Source organism: Flavobacteriales bacterium, from assembly GCA_016699575.1.
Classification (GTDB): Bacteria; Bacteroidota; Bacteroidia; order Flavobacteriales_F; family PHOS-HE28; genus PHOS-HE28.
This window is the reverse complement of sequence record CP064979.1, coordinates 4,273,313-4,294,225: the sequence shown is the minus strand read 5'-3', so window position 1 is coordinate 4,294,225 and position 20,913 is coordinate 4,273,313. Positions and strand designations below refer to the sequence as shown.

Genomic DNA, 20,913 nt, shown 5'->3' with positions numbered 1-20,913 from the left:
GATCTCACACGGAGCCACAGAGGCACGGAGTGGAGCAACGCTGACCAGGTCGGCTTTTCTCCGTGGCTCTGTGCCTCTGTGCGAGGCCCCACTTGCATGTGCGCCATCGAACTTCGGAAGTACCGTGACGATAGTTGGAAGAGTTGCCGTGCTCAGGTGAGCGGATTCCGAAGTAGCCCGTTCATTTGCTGTCGATGGCCGAGCGATTGCCCGTGATGGAGTCCTTCAGTACCGTGCAGGGCGAAGGGACCTTCGCCGGGCATGCCGCGCACTTCATCCGATTGGCCGGTTGCGACGTGGGCTGCATCTGGTGCGATGTGAAGGATAGCTGGGATGCCAGCAAGCATCCGTTGCGCAGCGTGGAGGAATTGGTGGTGGAAGCCTCGGCGTTCCCCGCGCGTATCACCGTGGTGACCGGTGGCGAACCGTTGATGCACAACCTCGATGAACTCACCAACGCCCTGCGGACTGCTGGTTTCCGTACGCACATCGAGACGAGTGGGGCGCATCCGCTCAGCGGCGCATGGCACCATATCTGCCTAAGCCCGAAGAAATTCAAGCCTGCCTTGCCGGACGTCTTTGCAGCTGCCCATGAACTGAAGGTGATCGTCTTCAACAAGCACGACCTGTCGTGGGCGGAGGAGCAAGCCGCGAACGTGACCCCAACTTGTAAACTGTCGCTCCAGCCCGAATGGGACAAACGCGAAGCGATGATGCCGCTGATCGTGGAGCATGTAAAACGGCATCCCCGGTGGAGCATCTCCCTGCAAACACACAAGTACTTGAACATACCATGAGGAGAACGACGAATGTGCAAGTGTCAAAGTCCAAGTGGCAAGTGTCAAGGATCAAAGAAGGTGGAAAACGATCGGGCACGATATTGCTGGTCCTGATGACCATCGCACTGGTCTCCGCATCGGCACACGCCCAGCCCGGGCGCTACAGCACGGAGAACAAGAAGGCCATCAAGCTGTACGAGGAGGCGCGCGCGTGCATGCCCATGCGCGACAAGGCGTGCATTGAAGAGAAGCTGAAGAAGAGCGCCGAGGCCGACCCGGATTTCATGGAGGCACGGCTGCTTTTGGGCGAGTTCTTCGAGAGCGAACAACGATTGCCCGAGGCGGAGAAGGAGTACCAATGGGCCATGGACAAGAACCCGATGTTCTTCCCGAACGCGCGCTTCCACTTGGCGGAAGTGCAGTTCGCGCAGGGCAAGTACGACGCTGCCGAAAGCAACTACCGCGCGTTCCTCGACCTGCGCGAAGCGGCGCCCACGTTGCAGGGCCGCGCGCAGTTGGGGTTGGAGAGCTGTGCCTTCGCGCGCCAGGCCACGGCCAGCCCTTGGCCCTTCGACCCGAAGAACTTGGGCACAGGCGTGAATGGAAGCGGTCCGGAGTACTATCCGTGCATCACAGCCGATGACCAGACGATCATGTTCACCCGGGTGATACAAGCCGAGAACGGGCCGCAGGAAGACTTCTATGTGAGCCGCCGCGGCGCTGACGGGGCATGGGGCAATGCCACACGCGTGCCCATCATCAACACACCGCTGAACGAGGGCGCCGGTACACTGAGCCCGGATGGCCGGTTCCTGATCTTCACCGCATGCGAGTACATGGGCGACTACGGTCCAGGCCGCAAAGGCATGGGCAGCTGCGACCTGTTCATCAGCCGGCGCATCGGTGAGAAGTGGACGGCGCCGCAGAACCTCGGCGCTCCGGTGAACAGCCGCAATTGGGAGAGCCAGCCGAGCCTGGGCAGCGATGGGCGCACCCTGTACTTCATCCGCGGGTTGAACACCGCCGAAGGCACACGCGTGCAGGACATCTACACGAGCACCCTGCAGGACGATGGCTCTTGGAGCAAACCCGAGCGTCTGCCGGACGCCGTGAACTCCACTTCCGTGGAAGAGAGCGTGCAGATCCACCCGGACGGGAGCACCTTGTACTTCAGCAGCAATGGCCACCCCGGCATGGGCGGTCTGGACATCTTCGTGAGCCGCAAGCAGCCCGATGGTTCGTGGACCAAGGCCGCCAACCTCGGGTATCCCATCAACACCAGCGGCGATGAGAACAGCCTGCTGGTGAACGCTGTGGGTGACATCGCATACTTCGGCAGCGACCGTAAGGGAGGGCACGGGGACTTGGACCTGTACAGCTTCACGTTGCCGGGCCCGCTTCGCCCCAATGCGGTGAGCTACATCCGTGGGAAAGTCACGGACAAGACCAGCAGCGCACCGGTGGAGGCCGATGTTGAACTCTATGATCTAGCCACCGGCAAACTGGTGACCGGTGCATACAGCGATCCCAAGACAGGCGAATTCCTCGTATGCCTACCAGCGGGCAAGGACTATGCGTTGAACGCGAGCGCCGAGGGTTACCTCTTCTTCTCGGAGAACTACTCTATCGCCAAGGAAGGATCCGCCACCAAGCCCATCGAACTGCCGGTGCCGCTGAGCCCGCTTGGGACCGGGCAGACCATTGCGTTGCGCAACATCTTCTTCAACACCGCCAGCGCAGCATTGTTGCCCGCCAGCAACGCCGAACTGCTGAAGCTCCAACGCCTGCTCGAAACCAACCTGACATTGAAGGTTGAAGTAGGCGGCCACACCGACAACGCCGGCGACGACGCCAGCAACCAGAAACTCAGCGATGCGCGTGCGAACGCCGTGCGCGACCACCTCATCGCAGCGGGCATCGAGGCGGCGCGCATTACCGCCAAGGGCTACGGCGAAACGAAGCCAGTGGCCGACAATACGACCGAGCAGGGTAGGGCCCAGAACAGGAGGACGGAGATCACTGTGCTGTGACTGCGTCCTTGAACTTGCGTGATGTGTACTGGAGCGCGATCCGGTCTTCGGGGCGCTTGTCCACGCTATAGAGGACAAGGAGGAAGCACCACTCCAGCGGCTTCATCAGCACGTAGGTGATGTTGCTCACGGCCTTGTGGCGGAAGATCCCGCCATTGCCGATGATGAAGTCGCCGACACGATCGTAACGCTTGCGGATGGCGCGGTGCAGCCGAGGAGTGCGTTCTTCCAAAACCTGTTCGAAGGCGTTGGCCACAAGCAATTGCCGGTTGCAGATGATCCGTCGGTCGCCACGAACACCGTAGCGCTGCGGCTTGACAAGTCCCGCGTCGCCATGGGCCGCCACGGTGCAGAGGTAGTGGCCGCCACAAACCACATTGATGCATTGGTCGTCCAGTTGTGAAAAACCGTGCTTGTAGGTTTCGGTGAAGACCCTGATCAGCGCATCGGGCTGCTGGCCGAAGAGCAGCATCAGCAAGGAGAAAAGTACCAGGAAGGGCAGGCACAGCAGTGTGAGCACAGGGTACTTTGCCAGCGCTTTCGACATCAGAACGGCCCGAAGGACGTGAAGGTGCCATGGGTCGTCATCAGAAGGCAGACGGATTTCTGCCATGTGCTTCTTGTGGTCATCGGCGAGGCGCATCAAGAAGAGCAGAATGATGGGGCCATTGCCTATCAAAGCAAGAGGTTCGCCCAGGAGATCGCCATCGGTTGCTCCCAGCAAATGGTATCCCAGGACAAGGTTCAGGAGCAACGCGGTCAAGAGGCTCAGTTGAAGGACCATCTCTGCAACGGGAGGGAACACTTGTTCACGGAAGACGGATATGCCATAGCCCATAATGCAACCTGTGGTAAGCACCATGAAGGCGGCCAAGTGATCAGGGTTCAACCCGATAGGGTTGCAGCAGGACGGTGTTGAATCGTCCAGAGGGAAGAGATAGAAGAATGGCAATACGATGAGGCAGAGGTACTCGCAAATCCGCCGTATCCATCTTGGGAACAGATGCCGACCCAGCAACAGGTAACCGATAAAATCGAGCGCCACCAGTGCCCCCGGTATTACGATGATCAGGTATGCGTACATGAAAGGCGATATGTAATTCTACAGACTGAACTCCGCACCGATCATCAATCCCGCCCCGCTCGCCGCGCCAGACACCATGCCCAGCACGTTCGGCGCGCGCAACATGAGGGCACCGCGTTGCATAAGCCACTGCGCGCCCGCACCCACGCGCAATCCACCGAAACCGCCGTACGAGACGTTCACCTCGGGCTTGAACTTCCGCGCACCAAGGAAGGACCGAGTGATGGAGACGTGCGGCACGTAGCCCGGCAGGTTGCGCTGGTCGACGCTCACCTCCCACAGGTAGCTGCCGGGGTAGAGCATCTTGTGATGTTGGGTCCGGGCGGTTCGCAGCCGCACCTGGGCAACGGTGGGCAGAAGTTGCGCGTATCGGCCTTGGTTGTAGTTCAGTCCGAGGGTGTCCTGCAAAGCAGCTTGGTCCACCACCACACCGTCCAGATCGAACACGTTCTGAACGGTGATGCCATCGTAGTTGATGACGGAGTTGTTGACGAGCCGCTCGCTATCGCCGTTCCAAACCACGAAGCCAAGGTCGGTGATGCTCAATTGCACTGTTGAGCCCGCGCCCAATCGCGGAACAGCTTTCTCCACTGCCATGCTCATGGCCAGGCCCAAACCGCTGCTGGTGCCGAAGCCGCCTTGTGAAGTATCGCTGCGCAGATAGCTGCCGTCGAAGTCGAGTTGCAGGTAACGGCCGTCGGTGGCGGTGAACAGATCGGCTTGCCGCAACGCAGCGCTGCTGCCGCGCTGGCCGTTGACGAGTTGCACCTGCAAATAGCTCGATGATCCACTGTCCTGGAAACCGAAACCGAACGTTTGGTAGGTGATCTGGCTGAAGGCCGTGCCGCCCAAGGAGGCGGTGCGGTTCTCGTAGGGCGTGTTGCCGAAGAACGTCAGGTTGTAGAGATCGTCGCTGAAGCGCAGACCAAGCACACTGTGGTGCGCAACGCTGATGACGGGCTTCAGGCCGCGGTTGCCGAACAGGGAATCGTCCCAGGAATACGTCGCCCGGAAGTCGAGCGCGTAGCCTGCCCGGTTGTTGCCCTTGAGCTGATCCTGTGTTGACCGTCGCAGGTCTTCGCTGAGCACATCGCCGCGCCAGAGACCAAGGATGAGGTCATTGCGCAAGGCGTTGGAGTCGTAAAGGCCGGAGGCTTCGACGTCGAGCTTCCCCTTCGTTTGAGCAAGACAGTTCTTGGTGCCGACCACCACGCCGAACAACGAACATCCAACAACGACCAACCAACCTCTACTCATCCCCGTTCACGATGTATGTGCCCTGCACGGTGATCTGCACATCCAGACGGTAGTGGTCGAGGATCTTCACTTGCTGAGGAGCACCAGCGGTGTTGTAGATGGAGGTGATGCGTACCAAGCCACCATTGTACAAAAGGTCCACTTGCGCTTCGGAGATGAACGCGGTGAGCTTGCTCTCCACCGCCGTCTGCACCATGTAGGCAGCATCCAGAATACCGCTGGCAATGCTGCCGCTGACAGGGATGCCGCTCAACACGTTGCCTTCAGCATCCACAATGTCCAGTTGCAACGTGGCATCGAAGGGGAAGCCGTTGCGGGCAAAGAGCATCAATTCGCCTTCACGGAGGCCATGGTTCTCCGGTGTGCCGGGGAGGTCTGGGTCGCTGGTGGTTTGCAGCTGGAGGCCGTTCACCGCGAGGCAAAGGGGCACTTCCACCTCAAGGTCGGCGCTCAGCTTGCTGTCGTAGTACAGGAAGTCATTGCCATTGCTGATGTCACCCAACGGGTTCAGCGTCAGGTCGGCTTCGAAGGCGATGGCGTTGGGAAGGTTCTCTATGAAGAGGTCGATGTTGCTGTTGTTCTCATCGAGGTGGTAGGTACTCACGGCGGGTTGGTGACCGTAGCCGAGATCGAGCGCCCGGTTGATCTGCACGGTGCCATTGGTGATCGAATGGTCGAGATCCACATCGGTACCGGCCGAACTGTTCTGGCTGGTGAGCGGATCAAGCCGAGCCTGCCCGTCCACGCCGATACCATTGGTGAGCTTCAGGCGCACATCGATGCTGGAAATGTCGAGCGAGTTCGCGGTGATGCCGAGGTCGCTCGCCAGCGCGTTGGTGTCGGGTCCGATGTGCACCTCTTGTTGCCCGAAATAGCCCTTGGCGTATTGCGGCACCATGCCGGTGTAGCTCACCAAGGCTACCACACTGTCGTTGTCGGTTACGGTTACGTTGGAACCGAACGCTGGATCGATCATGCCGCCGAACTCCGTGGCCAGGGTGTTCACATCATCGAAAGCAGGCCCACGCAGGTCGAAGCTGTAGCCGCTGATGTCGGCAGGCACTGTAACGCTCATCGTCCCGTTCGGGGCGGCAGCCGGCACCGTCGCCGTCACTTCGAGCTGTTGGCCATTGCGCGTGGCGCCCGGCAGCCCGAACGTCATGATGATGGGAGCTTCGATGGAACTGATGACGGTGACCAGCACAGTGCCTTCGCGGATGTCCAAGCGGCTTAGCTGCACATCCTCCAGATCGAAGCGGTTCACCTCATCGTTGCTCGATAACGGGTAGCCGGGAGGCAGGGACAGCGAAGAGAACGGGAACGGCTCGCCGTATTGAAAGACCGTGTCGGGGATGTCCAGCACCGTGTCCAAGCTGAGCGCGAAGAGCTGTTCGGTGAAGAGCGCAGTCACCACCCCGTCAGAGGCCACGCTGATGTTGTCTTCACCCAGGGCGTCACCCACCGTGAGCGAACTGGTGACCAGTGGCGCGGTGATGTCCACATCCCACTGGGCGGCCGGGCGTTCCTTCCGGCACCCTGCGAGCAACAAGGCGGTTGAAAAAAGGCAGGCAACCCGTGCGGTGGAAGTCACGTTCATGGAACAGGTGCGGGCAAGGTAACCGGCAAGGTTGGTCCGATACTTTTGTCCCATTCTCAGAAGCGTTCGCAGTTCATGATGCCGAGACGCCGTTTCCTGGTCTGTTGGCTGCCCAGCGCCCTGCTGATGTTCGGCCTGAGCTACGCGTGGCATGGCTGGGCTTTGCGCGACCTTGAACAATTGCGGATACCGCTTTCCTTGTATCTGGTGCTGGCCGGTGTGGTGTACCTGGTCATCGCAGCGGTGCTCACCATCGGCATCGACCGGGCCATCATTTACAAGGTCATCGAGATGAAAGCTGGATTCCCGTTCAAGTCGATGGGCCTTGCGGCCGTGGCGGGTTTCCTGGTTTATCTCATGGTGCTCATCATGGGCATGAGCTTCGCCGATCACGGCGCTGTGCACATAGCAGTTGACGTATTGTGGCAGATGTTCGAGCAGGGCATGGGCGGGTTGGCCGTGAGCCTCGGCATCATCTACGATATGCACCGCGCCTTTATCGAAGCCGAGAACTGAGCTTCAGTTGTCTTTGCGTTCGGGGCGTAAGCGGGTCAGAAAGTCGTTGAACTCGATTTCCTTGCGGTTCGCGCCGGGCACATAGAAACGCTTGTCCTTGGCGGCATCCGGCAGGAACTGTTGCCCGGCCTCGTTGTCCTTGTCGTCGTGGCTGTACACATAGCCGCTACCATATCCCAGGTCCTTCATCAACCGGGTCGGCGCGTTGCGCAGGTGCAGCGGAACAGGCAGGTCCCCGCTGCGGGCCACCTCGGCCTGTGCGGCGCCAATGGCTGCGTAGGCGCTGTTGCTCTTCGGCGAGCACGCCAGGTAAATGGTGCATTCGCTGAGCATGATGCGGCTCTCGGGCCAACCGACGAGGTTGGTGGCTTGCATGACCGCAACGGCCATGGGCAATGCCGCAGGATTGGCCAAGCCGATATCCTCGCTGGCCAGGATGACCAAACGCCGGGCTATGAACATGGGGTCCTCGCCGCCTTCCACCATCCGCGCCAGCCAGTACACCGCTGCATCGGGATCGCTGCCCCGCACGCTTTTGATGAAGGCGCTGATGATGTCGTAGTGCTGCTCGCCTTGTTTGTCGTAGCGCGCGGCAGGGCCCTGCACCACGCTCTTCACCAGTTCGTCCGTGATGGTCACGTTGTCGCTGGCAGCCGCCCGCACGCACCACTCGAAGGTGTTGAGGATGCGGCGTGCATCGCCTCCTCCGGCACGGAACAACGCCGCGGTCTCTTTCAACTGGATCTGTTTGCCCTTCAGTTGTTCGTCCTGGGCCATGGCCCGTTCCAGCAACAGCCGCAGATCGGTCTCGGTCAGCGAACAGAGCGTATAGACCTGGCAGCGGGAGAGGAGCGCGCTGATCACCTCGAAGCTGGGGTTCTCGGTGGTGGCGCCGATCAGCGTCACCGTGCCCTTTTCCACCGCGCCGAGGAGTGAATCCTGTTGCGCCTTGCTGAAGCGGTGTATCTCGTCGATGAAGAGGATGGAGCTCCGCTGGAACAATCCACCACCGCTCGCTTGCTCGATCACGTCGCGTACATCCTTCACGCCACTATTGATCGCGCTGAGCATGTGCAGGGGCCGTTTGAGCCGCTCGGCCACCAAACGCGCCATAGTGGTCTTGCCCACACCCGGCGGCCCCCACAAGATCATGCTGGGCAGCGAGCCGCTGTTGAGTGCTTTGCGCAGGATGCCGTCGGGCCCCACCAAGTGCTGCTGGCCGACTACCTCATCGAGGTCCTTCGGCCGCATGCGTTCGGCGAGCGGGGTGCTTTCCATGCAACAAAGGAACGCACGTTGCGCAACCGCGCCCATGGTCCGTCCGTAGGAGGGTCCGCGATGAAAATGCCCCACCGTTCCGTTCTGCCCTTCCTGGTCTTCGTCACCATGCTGAGCGCGCACGTTCGTGCATCGCGCGGTGAAGACAGTTTGCATGCAGCCTTGCATGGCAACTCCGGAACTGTTGAGCGGGCGAATGCGCTCCTCGAATTGGCCGATAGGTTCCGGAGCACCCGTCCACAGGAGAGCTTGGCCCACGCACGGTCGGCGTTCGAGTTCGCTGGTCAAGCCCGGGACAAAGAACTGCAGCACCGCGCGTATGGAAGCCAATGCGCTTCATTGTTCCAATTGGCCGCATACGACGACCTGCTTGCGGCTGCCATCAAGGCCTCGGCCCTTGGTCGCGATCTGGGCGATGCAAAGGCCATGGCCCAGGACCTGCGATGGATGTCCATTGCCTATGAACAGCTTGGCGACCACGGAAGTGCGCTCGAAATGAGCAAGCGCGCCTTGGTGTTCCTGAAGACCACCAACGATGATGCGGCCATTGGGGAGGGTATCATTGATGTAATGAACGCCCTCGTTGGGGCGGGCCGGTTCAATGAGGTCATTCGGTTCGGCGAGGAAGCACTTGCCCACTTTGACCGTGCCAATGACTCCGTGGGCCACTGCCGCGTACAGATCGTCAATGGCGAAGCACTGATCACCCAAGGGCGTTTTGCCGATGCGCTACCCCTGTTGCACCGATCAGCTGAGGTGCTTGCTGCTTCAGATCAAAAGGATGATGCACCTCACGTGCAAACGCTCCTCGCGGAGGCCTTTCTCGGTCTGGGGCGCTTTGCTGATGCTGCCCGCCACTTGGACAACGCGCGCGCGCTCCGTAAAGGGACGGGAACGACGGGACGCACACCGCACGATCTTCAGCTTAGGAGCAGGTTGGCGCAAGGGCAGGGCGACCCCGAAGCAGCGTTGGCGCTGCTCCGCGAAAGCACCGTCTTGAAGGACTCGTTGGTGAACGAACAGGCCAGGGAACGCATGGCCGGACTTGCCGTTCAGTACGAACTGGCCTCCAGCGAAGCACAGATCGAGGAACTCCGGAAGGTGAACCAATTGAACGAGTCGTTGATCGACAGCGCAAAGGCCCGGGGCATATGGTGGCTTGCGCTGATCGGTTTATTGCTCGTTGCGAGCGTGTTCCTGGCGCTGGGCTGGTTGCGCAACCGCAGGGCGGCGGTGAGAAGCCGCATGCGCACCCAGCTGATCCAGGCGCAAGCCCAGGAGATCCAGAAGCAGAACCTTGAACTGCAACGGCAGAACCTGCGCCTCGCTGAGACCCTTATCAGCGAGGAAGAGAAGGACGTGCTCCTCCGCGAGATCCATCACCGTGTGAAGAACAACCTGCAGATCATCTCGGCGCTGCTCCGTGCCCAGGCCTTCCACATGGGCGATCCGCGCTTGGAGCAGGCGTTGATCGAGAGCCAGGGCCGCATTGCTTCCATGGCCAGCGTGCACGAGCTGCTCTACAAAGCGAGCAATGTCGGCAAGGTGAGGTTGGCGGACCAGGTGAAGGCCATTGCAGAAGGTGTGTTCAGCACGTTCGGCAGCACGGGACGCGTTCAACTGGAGTTGAGGGCAATGTCCGCGGACATGCCCATTGATACGCTGACTCCTTTGGGCCTTATCCTGAATGAGCTGATCACCAACTCAGTCAAGCACGCCTTTGCGGCCGAAGAGCAGGGCATTGTGCGCGTGGCCATTGACCAATGCGACGACCGGTTCGAGCTGCGCTATTCGGACAGCGGCTCGCGCCCTTCAGCTGAGCGGTTCCTTGGCAACGGATCGTTCGGGTTGGAACTGGTGCGCCTGCTGGCCCAACAGCTCGATGGCCGTTTGCAGCGCTATCAAGGTGAACGGGATGAACTCGTTCTGACCTTCCATGTGGCCCAGCAACGCGTGCTCCGCAAGGCGAGCTGAGGCTGCCCGATCGCGTCCGGTTATATTCGACGGCCTTTCAAGGCACCTTTTCCTTTGGACGATTTCAACTCGCTCGGCCTGCACCACGATCTGATCGCAGGCATCGCGGACATGGGCATCCGCAAACCCACGCCCATTCAGCAGCAGGCCATTCCCGCCGCTCTTGACGGCCGCGACCTCATCGCTTGCGCGCAAACGGGCACCGGCAAAACGGCGGCGTTCCTGCTGCCGCTCATCGATGTCATCACTAGTTACGCACCGCGCGATCCGAAGAGCATCCGAGCGCTCATCGTGGTGCCCACACGTGAACTGGCTTTGCAGATCGATCAGCAGATACAGGCCATCGCCTATTATACGCCCATCACTTCGGTACCCGTGTACGGCGGAAGCGATGCAGCTTCCTTCGATCAGCAGAAACTGGCGCTCACCAGCGGCACCGAGGTCATCGTGGCCACGCCTGGCAAGCTGCTCAGCCATTTGAATCTTGGCTATGTGCCCACACAGGGCCTTGAATTCCTGGTCCTTGATGAAGCCGATCGCATGTTCGACATGGGCTTCATCGACGACATCAAGCGCATCATCGGCTTCCTGCCCAAGGAGCGCCAAACGCTCATGTTCAGCGCCACCATGGCCCCTGAGATCCGCGGGCTGGCCAAGGAGGTCCTGCACGATCCCCTGGAGATCTCGATCGCACTGAGCAAACCCGCGGAAGGTGTGAAGCAAGAGGCGTATGTTATTTACGACGCTCAGAAGGCCGATATCCTGGAGCACATCCTGAAAACGAACGAGGCTAGTTGCATCATCGTGTTCGCGGGCAAAAAAGTCGAAGTGCGGAATCTCGCAAGGCATTTGGCACGGCGGGGATTCAACGCCAAAGGGATGCACAGCGACCTGGAGCAGGGCGAACGCGAAGAGGTGATGCTGGCTTTCCGGAACCGTAAACTGCGCATCCTTGTGGCTACGAACGTTGTAAGCCGCGGCATTGACATTGATGACATCGACCTGGTGGTGAACTACGATGTTCCCCGCGATCCGGAGGATTACGTGCACCGGGTCGGTCGCACTGCGCGAGCCGCTCGGAAGGGCCAGGCCATCACCTTCATCAACGAGAAGGAGATGCGCGAATTCGGCCGCATCGAGAAGTTGATCGGCTATGAAGTTGCCAAGCAGCCCATGCCTGAAGGGTTCGCACGCGGCCCGGAATACCGTCCAGAGGGCAAGCGCGAAGGTGGTGGTGCGGATCGTAGTCGTGGCCGTGGTGGCAATAACCGCCGCCGCGGTGGTCGGCCTGGCGGCGGCGCATCACGACCCGCGCACGCTCACTAACGAACAAGGCCCCCTTGCGGAGGCCTTGTTCACATTGCTCGCTCACAACTAGCGCTGCTTGAACTTGTCCTTGTAGTTGGCCAGCACTTTGGCCGCATCGAACGCCTCGGCGGCTTTGCCTTTACGCGTGATCGTCAAGGTCTCGATCTTGTCGCCTTGGCCAATGGCGTTCACCACGTCCTGCCCTTCAACTACGTGACCGAACACGGTGTGCTTGCCGTCGAGCCAGGGTGTCGGCACGTGCGTGATGAAGAACTGGCTGCCGTTGGTACCTGAGCCGGGAGGGTTGCCCGGACCAGCGTTGGCCATGCTCAGGATGCCGGGGCCCGTATGCTTCAGGTCGGCCACGATCTCATCGGGGAACATGTAGCCAGGGCCGCCCATACCCGTCCCGGTCGGGTCGCCGCATTGGATCATGAAGTTGGGGATCACGCGGTGGAACACAATGCCGTCGTAGTAAGGCTGGCCCGCACCCTTGGCGGTGTTGTTCACCGTGCCTTCTGCCAGGCCCACGAAGTTGGCCACGGTCATTGGCGTCTTCTCGAACTCGAGTTGGCAAACGATCTTGCCTTTGGTGGTGTTGAACGTTGCGAAGAGTCCGTCGCCGGTGGTCATGGGGGTGCTGGGTTGTTGGGTTTGGGTGTTGGCAGGTGCCTCGTTGGTTTGTTGTGCGGCCTCGCGCTTGCCAGCTGGGCCGGAAGCGCACATGGCGAAGATCAACGGGAGCGCTGCAACGATCGGTGCGGTACGCGCAAAGTTCATGTGCTGTGTTTTGGGGCGGCGAAGATATCCGCGGGGTTACAGTGGAAGGACTTCCTCAAGGGCGTCCAGTTTGTCGTCGCTGAAGGCGCCGGAGGTGCTGTGCACGATGCGCCCCTGCTCATCCAAGACAAAGATGTAGGGCAAGGACTTGTCCGTCATGGACAACTCGCGCACATAAAGGTCGATGTCGCCTTTGAAGAACAGGATATGATCCAGCACCTCGGGATCCTCGCTTTTTTGGAGCTTCTTCATCACGGGCCCGTAGGCCGCTTTGTCCGTGCCGGTGAACATGGGCACGAACCAGATGTTCACGTCATGGTCGCCCGCGAAGAGCCCATGTTTCGCCACGAAACGCAGATAGGCGGGTTCCATCCATTGGGTGAGCGCGTCATTGGCGCTGCGGTCATAGGCCAGGCAGAGAATGGTGTACTTGCCTTTGGCGTCCTTCGGTAGCCTTATCTGTTTCGATGTGGGCGTTTCGCCAGCCAGTTCGGGGAACACCTGTTGAGCTTGGAGGCCAATGGGGCCAAGGAGCATTGCCAGAAAGAAAAGGGTCCTCATACGGTTCAGTGTTCAGCGCGCTTAGCCATCATCGTGCCGTTCAATGCACACCGTCTTCGGGGTTGTGGCCGCGGGCATGCACATACAAGGCCTTCAGGCGCGCCACATCCCCGTCCACATCGTCCGTGAGCGGGAAAACCGGCAGGAACGACACGGTCTTGCGGCCATAGTCGAACACGCAGGGGACAATGGCCACATGGGCCTTCGACGCTATCCGGTGGAACCCGGTCTTCCATTCCGCCACGTACTTGCGGGTGCCTTCCGGGGTGATGGCGATCTTGAAGTCGGGTATGGTCCGGAACAATTCCACCACAGCATCGGTCATGTTGCTGTGCTTGCTCCGGTCCACCGGGTAGCCACCGAGCGCGCGGAACAACCAGCCGAAGGGTGCTCGGAAGAGCTCTTTCTTGGCCAGGTAGCGCACGTCGGTCATGGCCATCGCACTGCGCACCATTACACCAATCAGGAAATCCCAATTGCTGGTGTGAGGAGCGACCACCACGATGTACTGGTCCCGGTCATGCGGTCTATCACCCACGATCTTCCAGCCCAGCCAGCGCAACAGCACTTGGTTTACACGGCGCATCATCGGCGCAATGTATCCGGCCGGACTTATCGGTCTTAGAGCCTGTTCGGGATCTCTTCAAACTCGCGCTCCGGTCTCTTTTCCGCCCATGCTTCGCCGGAAAATAATCCCGTAGGCAGCGCTACGCGATGATTTTCCGGATGCGCCTGAACGAAAAATAGCCTCGGAGCCCTTCGTTCAAGAGATCCCAAACAGGCTCTTAGGAGAGGGATGCCGTGGCTGCCCGACTGGCCAACCAGCCCTTGGCATCTTCCTCAGTGGCGAACACCCTAGCCGGGAAACCCTGCGGGAAATAGGCGAAGAACAAGCCGGCCATACGTTCGTTGATGGGGCTCGCTGCCGCAATGGCCAGGGCACGCGTACAGTTGTCCAGCCCGAGGCCGTCGTAGTGGTTGGTGGTCACCACGTCCAGGTCGAAGTCGGGGTCACCGGGGATGACGGCAAGAATGTCCCGGGGACCTTCCGGGCAAAGGCGTTGCCTTTCGCTGAGGATCTCGCAGATCCCTTCGCGGGTAACATGTTCGTTCAGTTTGAAGCGGACTTCCAACCGTTCGGAGCCGACCTTTTCAATGGTGGCCAGCTTGGTTTCAATGAGCATCTTCTAAGGAGTGGGTTCGGAGCTTTATACGTTATGCATGCATAAGGTCACAAAGGACACCATAGAAATGCTCTCCTTGGAGAGTACTGCCCCAAAAAACGTTCACATACCGCCTTTCAGGGACAGAACCTTGCGACCGGTCGAGCGTAGGAGGGGGCCGAATGGCTTTTGTACAGCGCTATGCCGTGGTGGACGTGGAGACAACGTTCGGTGATCCCGAGCGGGCGGCCATCATGGAGGTAGCCGTTGTGCTCTTGGACGGGCGGGGTGAAGTGACAAGGTGGAGTTCGCTGGTGAGATCGGGTTCGGCCCCGGATCCTTTCGTTGGTATGCTCACTGGTATCAATAAGAACATGCTCGACGGGGCACCGACATTCAGGGATGTTGCAGGTCACGTGGACCGGATGACGGAAGGTGCGGTCGTAGTGGCCCACAACGCTCGTTTCGACATGGTGGCCCTTGGTTCCGCGTTCCGGCGGTTGGAACTGGGGTTCGAGCGGCAAGCTCTATGCACCGAGCAGTTGAGCCGACGCTTCTTCCCGCACCTCAGGTTCCACAATCTGAACAGCCTTTGCGGTCATTTGAGGGTTGAGCGGAAGGCCCGACATAGGGCTTTGGAAGATGCCCTGGCCTGCGCCGATGCCTTCACGCAGTTGGTCGATCGCTTCGGAGAAGAAGCAGTACTGGGCAGCACAACAGTGCACGGTGCATTGCTGCGCGCTTGATCAGCCCAACAGGATGTTGCTGGCCCATAGCCACCACATCACTGCACTGCAAGCAAGGCCTACCAAGCCCGCGCGAAGTCCCCAACGCGAACGTTTGAGGCTCATCTGCGAATAGCTGCGGCCTTTCGCCCTGAAGCGACCCCAAAAACCGAAAGCCACTGCCATTAGCGCAAGCACCACGGCCAAGGAAACCAGATGCACCGCAAAAGCCAGCAGCACTGACAACACGCCGAAGATCAGTGTGACCATCGACAACGGCAGGTGCTTCTCCGCGTTCATCGTCCTTTCAAAAGTGCTTGGTGCAGTTCAAGGACCTGAGGGATCACCAGCACAGCCCCGCTGTTGTCGATCACGGTTCCGGCAAGCGATGCGAGTTCCGCATCACCGGCCTGTCGGGCCATCCGGGCACGCACCTGGGCTTCATCCGAGCCGTCGCGCATCATCACGCGTCGTAGCCGCAGTTCGTAAGGGGCCTGCACAACCACCAAATGATCCATGAGCTTCGCTGAACCGCTGCGCGGCATCAAGGCTGATTCCATCACCACGTAGGGGGCCTGTTGTTCATCGCACCAGGTGGTAAAGGCTGCGATCACGCGCGGATGCACCATGGCGTTCAATTCAGCCAGCGCTGATGCATCATTGAAGACGATCTCCGCCAAAGCCTTGCGGTCCAGGCTCCCGGTCCGGTAAAGCCCATCACCGAAACGCTTAGCCACAGCGGCCCTTAGTACGGGGTCGGTATCAAGCAATTCTCTTCCGCACAGATCGGCACTGAAGATCGGTGCACCCAGCACCTCCAGCACCCGGCAAACGGTGGTTTTGCCGCTGCCCATGCCCCCGGTCACACCCAGCTTGAGCGGTCGGGTGGCCATGGCAACTAAGCTTGCTTCTTCGTCTCCTCGGTGAGCTGCGTGCTGCTGTCCATGCTCACGGCGCTCTTCTCGAACCGCAGCTTCACGTTGCTATCAACTTCCAGCAGCACGGTCTTGTCGTCCACCTCCACCACCTTGCCGTGGATGCCCCCGATGGTCACCACTCGGGTGCCTTTCTGCAGTGCTTCGCGGAACTTCTTGGCGTCCTTCATCTTCTTCTGTTGCGGGCGCATCATGAAGAAGTAGAACACGAGAAAGATGGCGCCCATCATCAGGATAGTGCGCAGCATGCTGGGTTCTTGGCCAGGGGCGGCTTGGAGGAGAATGTTCATGTCAGGTCTTGCAGGTTACTGGCCAGGTGCGATCACCTCGGCTTTCAGGATGAGTGAATACGTGCTTGGTACCGCGTTGGAAACGATGGTGATGCTCTTGGTCTGCGCGCCGTTGCGGCCTTCGCTATCGAACGATACGGTGATGGTGCCCTTCTCGCCGGGTTTCATCGGATGCTTCGGCCAGTCCTTCCCTACGGTGCAACCGCAGGTGCTGCGCACGTCAGCGATGACAAGTTCGCTGCCACCGGTGTTGGTGAATTCATAGGTGCGCTCCGCAATGCTGCCTTGAGCCAGCTTGCCTACGTCAATGGTGTCCTCTACGAACTCCATCCGGGGCAGCTTGGCCGGGTCGGTCTCCGCATATCCACTTGCGGCCACATGGATGTCGGCAGGGGAGATGGTGCCTTCACCTTCCTGGTCAGTGATGCGGCAGCCCCCCATGGCCGCGGCCAGCAACACGAAGAAGGACAGGAGCGGTGTGATGCGCGTCATCTTCAGTTCTCGATGAGGCCACGGCCCACCTTCACGATGCGGCCGTCCTTGCGCATTTCGGTGAAGAGCGAGTCGAGGATGCCGTTGATGAAGTTCTTGCTCTTGGGTGTGCTGTAAGCCTTGGCGATCTCGATGTACTCGTTCAGTGTCACTTTCACGGGGATCTGGTCCAGCTCACGGGCCTCGGTAAGCGCCATCTTCATCAGCAGCATGTCGGCCACCGCAATGCGCTCGCTTTCCCAGTTGCTCGCGCGCTGACCGATCAGCGCTTCGTTCTCATCGTTCAATTCGATGCTGCGACGGAAGAGCACCTGCACGAACTCGATCTCGTCCGGGTCCATCTTTTCCATCTCGGCCACGCGGTCGCCCTCCAGATCGGCAGGCCTCAGTTGGTCGAGTTTGCGCTTCAGCATGCTACAGGCCATGTCCAGGTCTTCCATCCAATGGATGGTGCGACCCTCGAGCATATCGTGCAAGCCTTCGCCGTTCGCGATGTACTCCTCGAAGATGGCCGCCAGAAAGGCGCGCTCCTCGTTGAACCCGACCGTCGGACTCGTCATGTGGGCCTTGTACAGTTCGCTCTGTTCAATGGTGCGGAAGAGCCCCTGCAACCACTCGCCGTGTCCCACCCAGTTCACTTTGCGCGCCTCGGCTTCCTTCTGAAGCCGCGGACTGTTGGCCAGTGCTGTAAGGATGGGGCCGTCCACGAAGCGGCGGTCGGGGTTGAGGTCCGAAGCCGTTGGAAGCCGTTTCAGTTTGCGCTCGGCCATGTGGCGCTCGGCCTGCTCGCGCAGTTCACCGAAGAGCAGCAGCAGCGACACATAGAGATCGAAGGTGCGGTCGATGCTGACGAACAGTTCCTTCTCCAGTTTGGCACCACTGGCGCCTTCGCTCTGATGGAACGAGTACAACGCGTTGAAGACCTTGATGCGCAGGTAGCGGCGGTTCACCATGATGGGTCAGAACCGCTTGCCGGCCGCGCGCGCATCGCGGATCCGTTGTTCGGCCCTTTCATTGGCCGCCTTGTAGGTGGGGATGTTCTCCGTCGCACTGCGTTTGAAGCAGGCCAGGGCCGTGTCGTAGATACCACGCGTCTGGGCCAGCGCCTTGTCGCGGTCGTAACCGTGCAGTTCGCTGAAGCAGTTGATGATCCCACCGGCATTGATGAGGAAGTCAGGCGCGTAGAGTATGCCCTTCTCCATGACGGCCTTGCCGTGCACTTGTTCGTTGGCCAGTTGGTTGTTTGCCGCCCCGGCGATCACTGAACATTTCAAGCGCTTCAGGGTGTCGTCGTTCACCGTGGCACCGAGCGCGCACGGACTGTAGATGTCCATGTCCACGTCGTAGATGGCATCGGGTGCGATCAGCTCAACCCCGTTGTGCTGCGACTTGATCGCTTGAAGTTTGTCGTCGTGGATGTCGGTGAGCATCACCCGGGCACCTTCTTTCACGAGCAAGGCCACCAAGTGCGCTCCAACATGGCCCGCGCCCTGCACTGCAACCTTGCGCCCGTTCAGGTCGTCCGTTCCATAAGCATGTTTGGCGGCAGCCTTCATGCCCATGTAAACACCATAGGCTGTCACCGGGCTCGGGTCGCCGCTTCCACCGTCGGCCTCGGGAAGGCCTGCAGCGTGCTTTGTCCTGGAGCGCACGGTTTTGATGTCCTGCGTGTTGATGCCCACATCCTCAGCGGTGATGTACCGTCCGTTGAGGCTGTCGACGAACTGGCCGAAGCGTTCGAAGAGCGCTGTGCTCTTGTCCGTGCGTGAGTTGCCGATGATGACAGCCTTACCGCCACCAAGGTCCAAACCAGCGAGCGCGCTCTTGTAGGTCATGCCACGGCTCAAGCGGAGCACGTCCGTGAGTGCTTCCTGCTCGCTTGCGTACTGCCACATCCGTGTGCCGCCCAAGGCGGGTCCCAGCGTGGTGTCATGCACGGCGATGATGGCCCGCAAGCCCGTGGCGCGGTCGAAACAGAAGAGGACTTCCTCGTGGTCGTGTTCTTCCATACGGCCGATGACGGCCATGCCGGTGCTTGCTGAGGTGCTGGTCAAGGACATGCGTTTCGTGGTCTGACGTCGGCTGACGTGTTGCGCGTTGCGGTTCAGTACGGTGGCTCGTTGAGCGGGCTCTACCTTCGGCGCCCCGTGCGACTGATGAGTTGCAACGCGGAGAGGCTTCCGGAAAGCGGGGGCGAAAGTAGAAAGGATCCCCAGCGGAAATGCGCGCGTTGATGACCTTGAACCGGTACTTGCTCAAGTACCGTTGGCGCCTGCTGGCCGGGGTGGGGTTCATCGTCCTCAGCAACCTCTTCGCCGTGCTCAGCCCCGAGGTGGTGAAGAAGGCTTTTGATGCGGTGATGGCCGGTTTGGAAGTTGCCCGCACCGGGAACCCCCAACCCGTGGGTACCATCGACACGTTGGACCGGGTGCTTGGGTGGGTCGGGTTCAATAATGCTGCGGCAGCTCAGGTTCCCCCGTCGGAGATCTCCGGCTTCGTGCTGAAGCTGGGCGGGATGCTCGCGTTGCTCTACATCGTACTGGCATTGCTGAAGGGCCTCTTCATGTTCTACATGCGGCAGACCATCATTGTGGTGAGCCGGCTCATCGAGCGCGACATGAAGAACGAAGTGTTCGAGCATTACCAGAGGCTCGACCGGGCCTTCTACAAACGCAACAGTACCGGGGACCTGATGAACAGGATCAGCGAGGATGTCGGGAAGGTCCGCATGTACCTGGGGCCCGCCATCATGTACACCCTGGGCCTCGTCGTGCTGTTCGTGTTGTGCATTGCGATCATGTTCAACAAGAACGCCGAGCTGGCGCTCTATTCCTTGGCCCCGTTGCCGGTGATGAGCGTCATCATCTACTACGTGAGCGATGTGATGAACCGGCGCGGCATGGCGGTGCAGGAACAGCAGAGCCGGCTGAGCACCCTCGCCCAAGAGAGTTTCAGCGGCATCCGGGTGCTGAAGGCCTACGTGAAAGAGGGCATGGTCGCGGACCAATTCGGAAAGGCAGCGCGCGAATACAGGCGCCGTAGCTTGGCACAGGCACGGGTCGATGCCCTCTTCATGCCGGCCATCGGCTTGCTCATCGGCCTCAGTACGGTGGTGGTCATCTACATCGGCGGGCGTATGCTGGTGAACGGCGACCCGGGGGTCACCGTGGGGACCATAGCCCAATTCGTGCTCTACGTGAACATGCTCACCTGGCCTTTCGCCAGCGTGGGTTGGGTAACATCACTGGTGCAACAAGCGGCCGTGAGCCAGGAACGGATCAATGAATTCCTGGCCACCGAACCGTCCATTACCTCTCCGCACGGCGCAAGCAGCATCGAGGTGCGCGGTGAGATCGAATTCCGCAACGTCAGTTTCAGATACCCCGACACAGGCATTCTCGCGCTGGACAACGTGTCGTTCCATGTACCTGCGGGCGGCACCATCGCTTTCGTGGGCCATACGGGTAGTGGTAAGAGCACCATCGCTGATCTTATCGGTCGGCAGTATGATGCAACGAGCGGTGAAGTGCTCATCGACGGTAGCCCTATCCGCGATATCCCGCTCCACGACCTGCGCAGCCAGCTCGGTTTCGTTCCGCAGGATGTGTTCCTGTTCAGCGATACCGTGGGCAACAACATCGCATTCGGCGCGCAAGGCCCAACTGGGAACGGAGCCGTTGAAGGTGCAGCGAGGCGGGCGCAGGTGCACGAGAACATCATCGCCTTTCCGGAAGGCTATGCGACCCAGCTCGGAGAACGCGGGATCACCCTCAGTGGCGGCCAAAAGCAGCGCGTGTCCATTGCCCGTGCCATCATCCGCTCGCCGAGGATCCTCGTCTTCGACGACCCGTTGAGCGCTGTTGACACGGCCACGGAGGAGGCCATCTTAACAGGGCTCAAGGAAGTGATGGTGGGCCGGACCGCGGTCATCATCAGCCATCGCATCAGCGCGGTGAAAGGGGCGGACCGGATCGTGGTCCTGGAACACGGAACCGTGGCCCAGACCGGCACTCATGCACAGTTGATGGCGCAAGAGGGCATCTACGCAGCTCTTTATCACGAGCAATTGCTCCAGGAGGAAGTCGCACCGGAATGACGCCGCCCGCATTAGGGGCTTGTGTATCCAAGGGACGCCGATATATTT

Annotated in this window: 21 protein-coding genes; 7 read left to right on the top strand and 14 right to left on the bottom strand. The window is 60.2% G+C overall.

Annotation, left to right across the window (positions count from 1 at the left end):
* The first annotated feature begins 215 nt into the window (after positions 1–215).
* Entirely contained in the window at positions 216–797 is a 582-nt protein-coding gene (locus IPJ76_18175) for a 7-carboxy-7-deazaguanine synthase QueE (GenBank protein QQR88505.1), read from the top strand.
* Entirely contained in the window at positions 794–2,809 is a 2,016-nt protein-coding gene (locus IPJ76_18170) for an OmpA family protein (protein QQR86484.1), read from the top strand. Before IPJ76_18175 ends, IPJ76_18170 begins: the two co-directional genes overlap by 4 nt.
* Here the strand turns inward: IPJ76_18170 and IPJ76_18165 are convergent.
* Genes IPJ76_18165 through IPJ76_18155 form a run of 3 tightly spaced genes read right to left on the bottom strand, consistent with a single transcriptional unit; the run spans position 2,796 to position 6,747 of the window.
* Positions 2,796–3,893 (bottom strand): hypothetical protein, encoded by a 1,098-nt coding sequence (locus IPJ76_18165; protein QQR86483.1) that lies wholly within the window; start codon positions 3,891–3,893, stop codon positions 2,796–2,798. The two genes, IPJ76_18170 and IPJ76_18165, sit on opposite strands and share 14 nt — an antisense overlap.
* A gap of 18 nt (positions 3,894–3,911) precedes the next feature.
* Positions 3,912–5,150, bottom strand: coding sequence for a hypothetical protein (locus IPJ76_18160; protein QQR86482.1), 1,239 nt, complete (start codon positions 5,148–5,150; stop codon positions 3,912–3,914).
* On the bottom strand, positions 5,143–6,747 hold the full coding sequence (locus tag IPJ76_18155) for a hypothetical protein (GenBank protein QQR86481.1): 1,605 nt from the start codon (positions 6,745–6,747) through the stop codon (positions 5,143–5,145). The genes IPJ76_18160 and IPJ76_18155 overlap by 8 nt, the downstream gene beginning before the upstream one ends.
* Positions 6,748–6,822: 75 nt before the next feature.
* Here IPJ76_18155 and IPJ76_18150 point away from each other — a divergent pair, with 75 nt between their 5' ends.
* Positions 6,823–7,263 carry a hypothetical protein gene (locus IPJ76_18150; protein QQR86480.1) on the top strand — a complete coding sequence of 147 codons (441 nt, stop codon included), beginning with the start codon at positions 6,823–6,825 and terminating at the stop codon, positions 7,261–7,263.
* Between the two features lie 3 nt (positions 7,264–7,266).
* Here the strand turns inward: IPJ76_18150 and IPJ76_18145 are convergent, their stop codons facing one another.
* Positions 7,267–8,541 carry a replication-associated recombination protein A gene (locus IPJ76_18145; protein QQR86479.1) on the bottom strand — a complete coding sequence of 425 codons (1,275 nt, stop codon included), beginning with the start codon at positions 8,539–8,541 and terminating at the stop codon, positions 7,267–7,269.
* Positions 8,542–8,607: 66 nt separating this feature from the next.
* Between IPJ76_18145 and IPJ76_18140 the strand changes: the two genes are divergently transcribed.
* Positions 8,608–10,515, top strand: a complete 1,908-nt coding sequence (locus tag IPJ76_18140) for a tetratricopeptide repeat protein (protein QQR86478.1) — start codon at positions 8,608–8,610, stop codon at positions 10,513–10,515.
* Between the two features lie 54 nt (positions 10,516–10,569).
* The gene (locus IPJ76_18135; GenBank protein QQR86477.1) at positions 10,570–11,841 is read left to right on the top strand and encodes a DEAD/DEAH box helicase; all 1,272 of its coding nucleotides are present in this window, start codon (positions 10,570–10,572) and stop codon (positions 11,839–11,841) included.
* A gap of 48 nt (positions 11,842–11,889) precedes the next feature.
* Here the strand turns inward: IPJ76_18135 and IPJ76_18130 are convergent, their stop codons facing one another.
* From IPJ76_18130 to IPJ76_18115, 4 genes are all read right to left on the bottom strand, one after another.
* Positions 11,890–12,456, bottom strand: coding sequence for a peptidylprolyl isomerase (locus IPJ76_18130; protein ID QQR88504.1), 567 nt, complete (start codon positions 12,454–12,456; stop codon positions 11,890–11,892).
* Between the two features lie 183 nt (positions 12,457–12,639).
* Entirely contained in the window at positions 12,640–13,164 is a 525-nt protein-coding gene (locus IPJ76_18125) for a hypothetical protein (protein ID QQR86476.1), read from the bottom strand.
* Positions 13,165–13,204: 40 nt separating this feature from the next.
* A complete protein-coding gene (locus IPJ76_18120; protein QQR86475.1) occupies positions 13,205–13,753 on the bottom strand; it encodes a 1-acyl-sn-glycerol-3-phosphate acyltransferase in 549 nt (182 codons plus the stop codon).
* A 196-nt stretch (positions 13,754–13,949) separates the two neighbouring features.
* Positions 13,950–14,348 carry a hypothetical protein gene (locus IPJ76_18115; protein QQR86474.1) on the bottom strand — a complete coding sequence of 133 codons (399 nt, stop codon included), beginning with the start codon at positions 14,346–14,348 and terminating at the stop codon, positions 13,950–13,952.
* A gap of 161 nt (positions 14,349–14,509) precedes the next feature.
* Between IPJ76_18115 and IPJ76_18110 the strand changes: the two genes are divergently transcribed.
* Positions 14,510–15,073: a 3'-5' exonuclease gene (locus IPJ76_18110; GenBank protein QQR86473.1), complete on the top strand. Its 564-nt coding sequence runs from the start codon at positions 14,510–14,512 to the stop codon at positions 15,071–15,073.
* Here IPJ76_18110 and IPJ76_18105 read toward each other — a convergent pair whose 3' ends face one another.
* Genes IPJ76_18105 through IPJ76_18080 form a run of 6 tightly spaced genes read right to left on the bottom strand, consistent with a single transcriptional unit; the run spans position 15,074 to position 18,829 of the window.
* Entirely contained in the window at positions 15,074–15,352 is a 279-nt protein-coding gene (locus tag IPJ76_18105) for a hypothetical protein (GenBank protein QQR86472.1), read from the bottom strand.
* A complete protein-coding gene (locus tag IPJ76_18100; protein QQR86471.1) occupies positions 15,349–15,945 on the bottom strand; it encodes a dephospho-CoA kinase in 597 nt (198 codons plus the stop codon). The genes IPJ76_18105 and IPJ76_18100 overlap by 4 nt, the downstream gene beginning before the upstream one ends.
* 5 nt (positions 15,946–15,950) lie before the next feature.
* A complete protein-coding gene (gene yajC / locus IPJ76_18095; GenBank protein QQR86470.1) occupies positions 15,951–16,277 on the bottom strand; it encodes a preprotein translocase subunit YajC in 327 nt (108 codons plus the stop codon).
* Between the two features lie 15 nt (positions 16,278–16,292).
* The gene (locus IPJ76_18090) at positions 16,293–16,769 is read right to left on the bottom strand and encodes a DUF1573 domain-containing protein (protein QQR86469.1); all 477 of its coding nucleotides are present in this window, start codon (positions 16,767–16,769) and stop codon (positions 16,293–16,295) included.
* Positions 16,770–16,771: 2 nt separating this feature from the next.
* Positions 16,772–17,722, bottom strand: a complete 951-nt coding sequence (locus IPJ76_18085; GenBank protein ID QQR86468.1) for a transcription antitermination protein NusB — start codon at positions 17,720–17,722, stop codon at positions 16,772–16,774.
* A gap of 6 nt (positions 17,723–17,728) precedes the next feature.
* Complete coding sequence (locus IPJ76_18080) at positions 17,729–18,829, bottom strand: Glu/Leu/Phe/Val dehydrogenase (protein QQR86467.1); 1,101 nt, start codon at positions 18,827–18,829, stop codon at positions 17,729–17,731.
* A gap of 161 nt (positions 18,830–18,990) precedes the next feature.
* On the opposite strand from IPJ76_18080, the gene IPJ76_18075 reads away from it, so the two are divergent.
* Positions 18,991–20,865, top strand: a complete 1,875-nt coding sequence (locus IPJ76_18075) for an ABC transporter ATP-binding protein (GenBank protein QQR86466.1) — start codon at positions 18,991–18,993, stop codon at positions 20,863–20,865.
* The last annotated feature ends 48 nt before the right edge of the window (positions 20,866–20,913 follow it).

Excerpts from the sequence above, each read along its gene's own strand:
- IPJ76_18175 (QQR88505.1), top strand. The coding sequence starts at position 216 with ATGGAGTCCTTCAGTACCGTGCAGGGCGAAGGGACCTTCGCCGGGCAT.
- IPJ76_18170 (QQR86484.1), top strand. The coding sequence starts at position 794 with ATGAGGAGAACGACGAATGTGCAAGTGTCAAAGTCCAAGTGGCAAGTG.
- IPJ76_18165 (QQR86483.1), bottom strand. The coding sequence starts at position 3,893 with ATGTACGCATACCTGATCATCGTAATACCGGGGGCACTGGTGGCGCTC.
- IPJ76_18160 (QQR86482.1), bottom strand. The coding sequence starts at position 5,150 with ATGAGTAGAGGTTGGTTGGTCGTTGTTGGATGTTCGTTGTTCGGCGTG.
- IPJ76_18155 (QQR86481.1), bottom strand. The coding sequence starts at position 6,747 with ATGAACGTGACTTCCACCGCACGGGTTGCCTGCCTTTTTTCAACCGCC.
- IPJ76_18150 (QQR86480.1), top strand. The coding sequence starts at position 6,823 with ATGATGCCGAGACGCCGTTTCCTGGTCTGTTGGCTGCCCAGCGCCCTG.
- IPJ76_18145 (QQR86479.1), bottom strand. The coding sequence starts at position 8,541 with ATGGAAAGCACCCCGCTCGCCGAACGCATGCGGCCGAAGGACCTCGAT.
- IPJ76_18140 (QQR86478.1), top strand. The coding sequence starts at position 8,608 with ATGCCCCACCGTTCCGTTCTGCCCTTCCTGGTCTTCGTCACCATGCTG.
- IPJ76_18130 (QQR88504.1), bottom strand. The coding sequence starts at position 12,456 with ATGACCACCGGCGACGGACTCTTCGCAACGTTCAACACCACCAAAGGC.
- IPJ76_18125 (QQR86476.1), bottom strand. The coding sequence starts at position 13,164 with ATGAGGACCCTTTTCTTTCTGGCAATGCTCCTTGGCCCCATTGGCCTC.
- IPJ76_18120 (QQR86475.1), bottom strand. The coding sequence starts at position 13,753 with ATGATGCGCCGTGTAAACCAAGTGCTGTTGCGCTGGCTGGGCTGGAAG.
- IPJ76_18115 (QQR86474.1), bottom strand. The coding sequence starts at position 14,348 with ATGCTCATTGAAACCAAGCTGGCCACCATTGAAAAGGTCGGCTCCGAA.
- IPJ76_18110 (QQR86473.1), top strand. The coding sequence starts at position 14,510 with ATGGCTTTTGTACAGCGCTATGCCGTGGTGGACGTGGAGACAACGTTC.
- IPJ76_18105 (QQR86472.1), bottom strand. The coding sequence starts at position 15,352 with ATGAACGCGGAGAAGCACCTGCCGTTGTCGATGGTCACACTGATCTTC.
- IPJ76_18100 (QQR86471.1), bottom strand. The coding sequence starts at position 15,945 with ATGGCCACCCGACCGCTCAAGCTGGGTGTGACCGGGGGCATGGGCAGC.
- yajC (QQR86470.1), bottom strand. The coding sequence starts at position 16,277 with ATGAACATTCTCCTCCAAGCCGCCCCTGGCCAAGAACCCAGCATGCTG.
- IPJ76_18090 (QQR86469.1), bottom strand. The coding sequence starts at position 16,769 with ATGACGCGCATCACACCGCTCCTGTCCTTCTTCGTGTTGCTGGCCGCG.
- IPJ76_18085 (QQR86468.1), bottom strand. The coding sequence starts at position 17,722 with ATGGTGAACCGCCGCTACCTGCGCATCAAGGTCTTCAACGCGTTGTAC.
- IPJ76_18080 (QQR86467.1), bottom strand. The coding sequence starts at position 18,829 with ATGTCCTTGACCAGCACCTCAGCAAGCACCGGCATGGCCGTCATCGGC.
- IPJ76_18075 (QQR86466.1), top strand. The coding sequence starts at position 18,991 with ATGCGCGCGTTGATGACCTTGAACCGGTACTTGCTCAAGTACCGTTGG.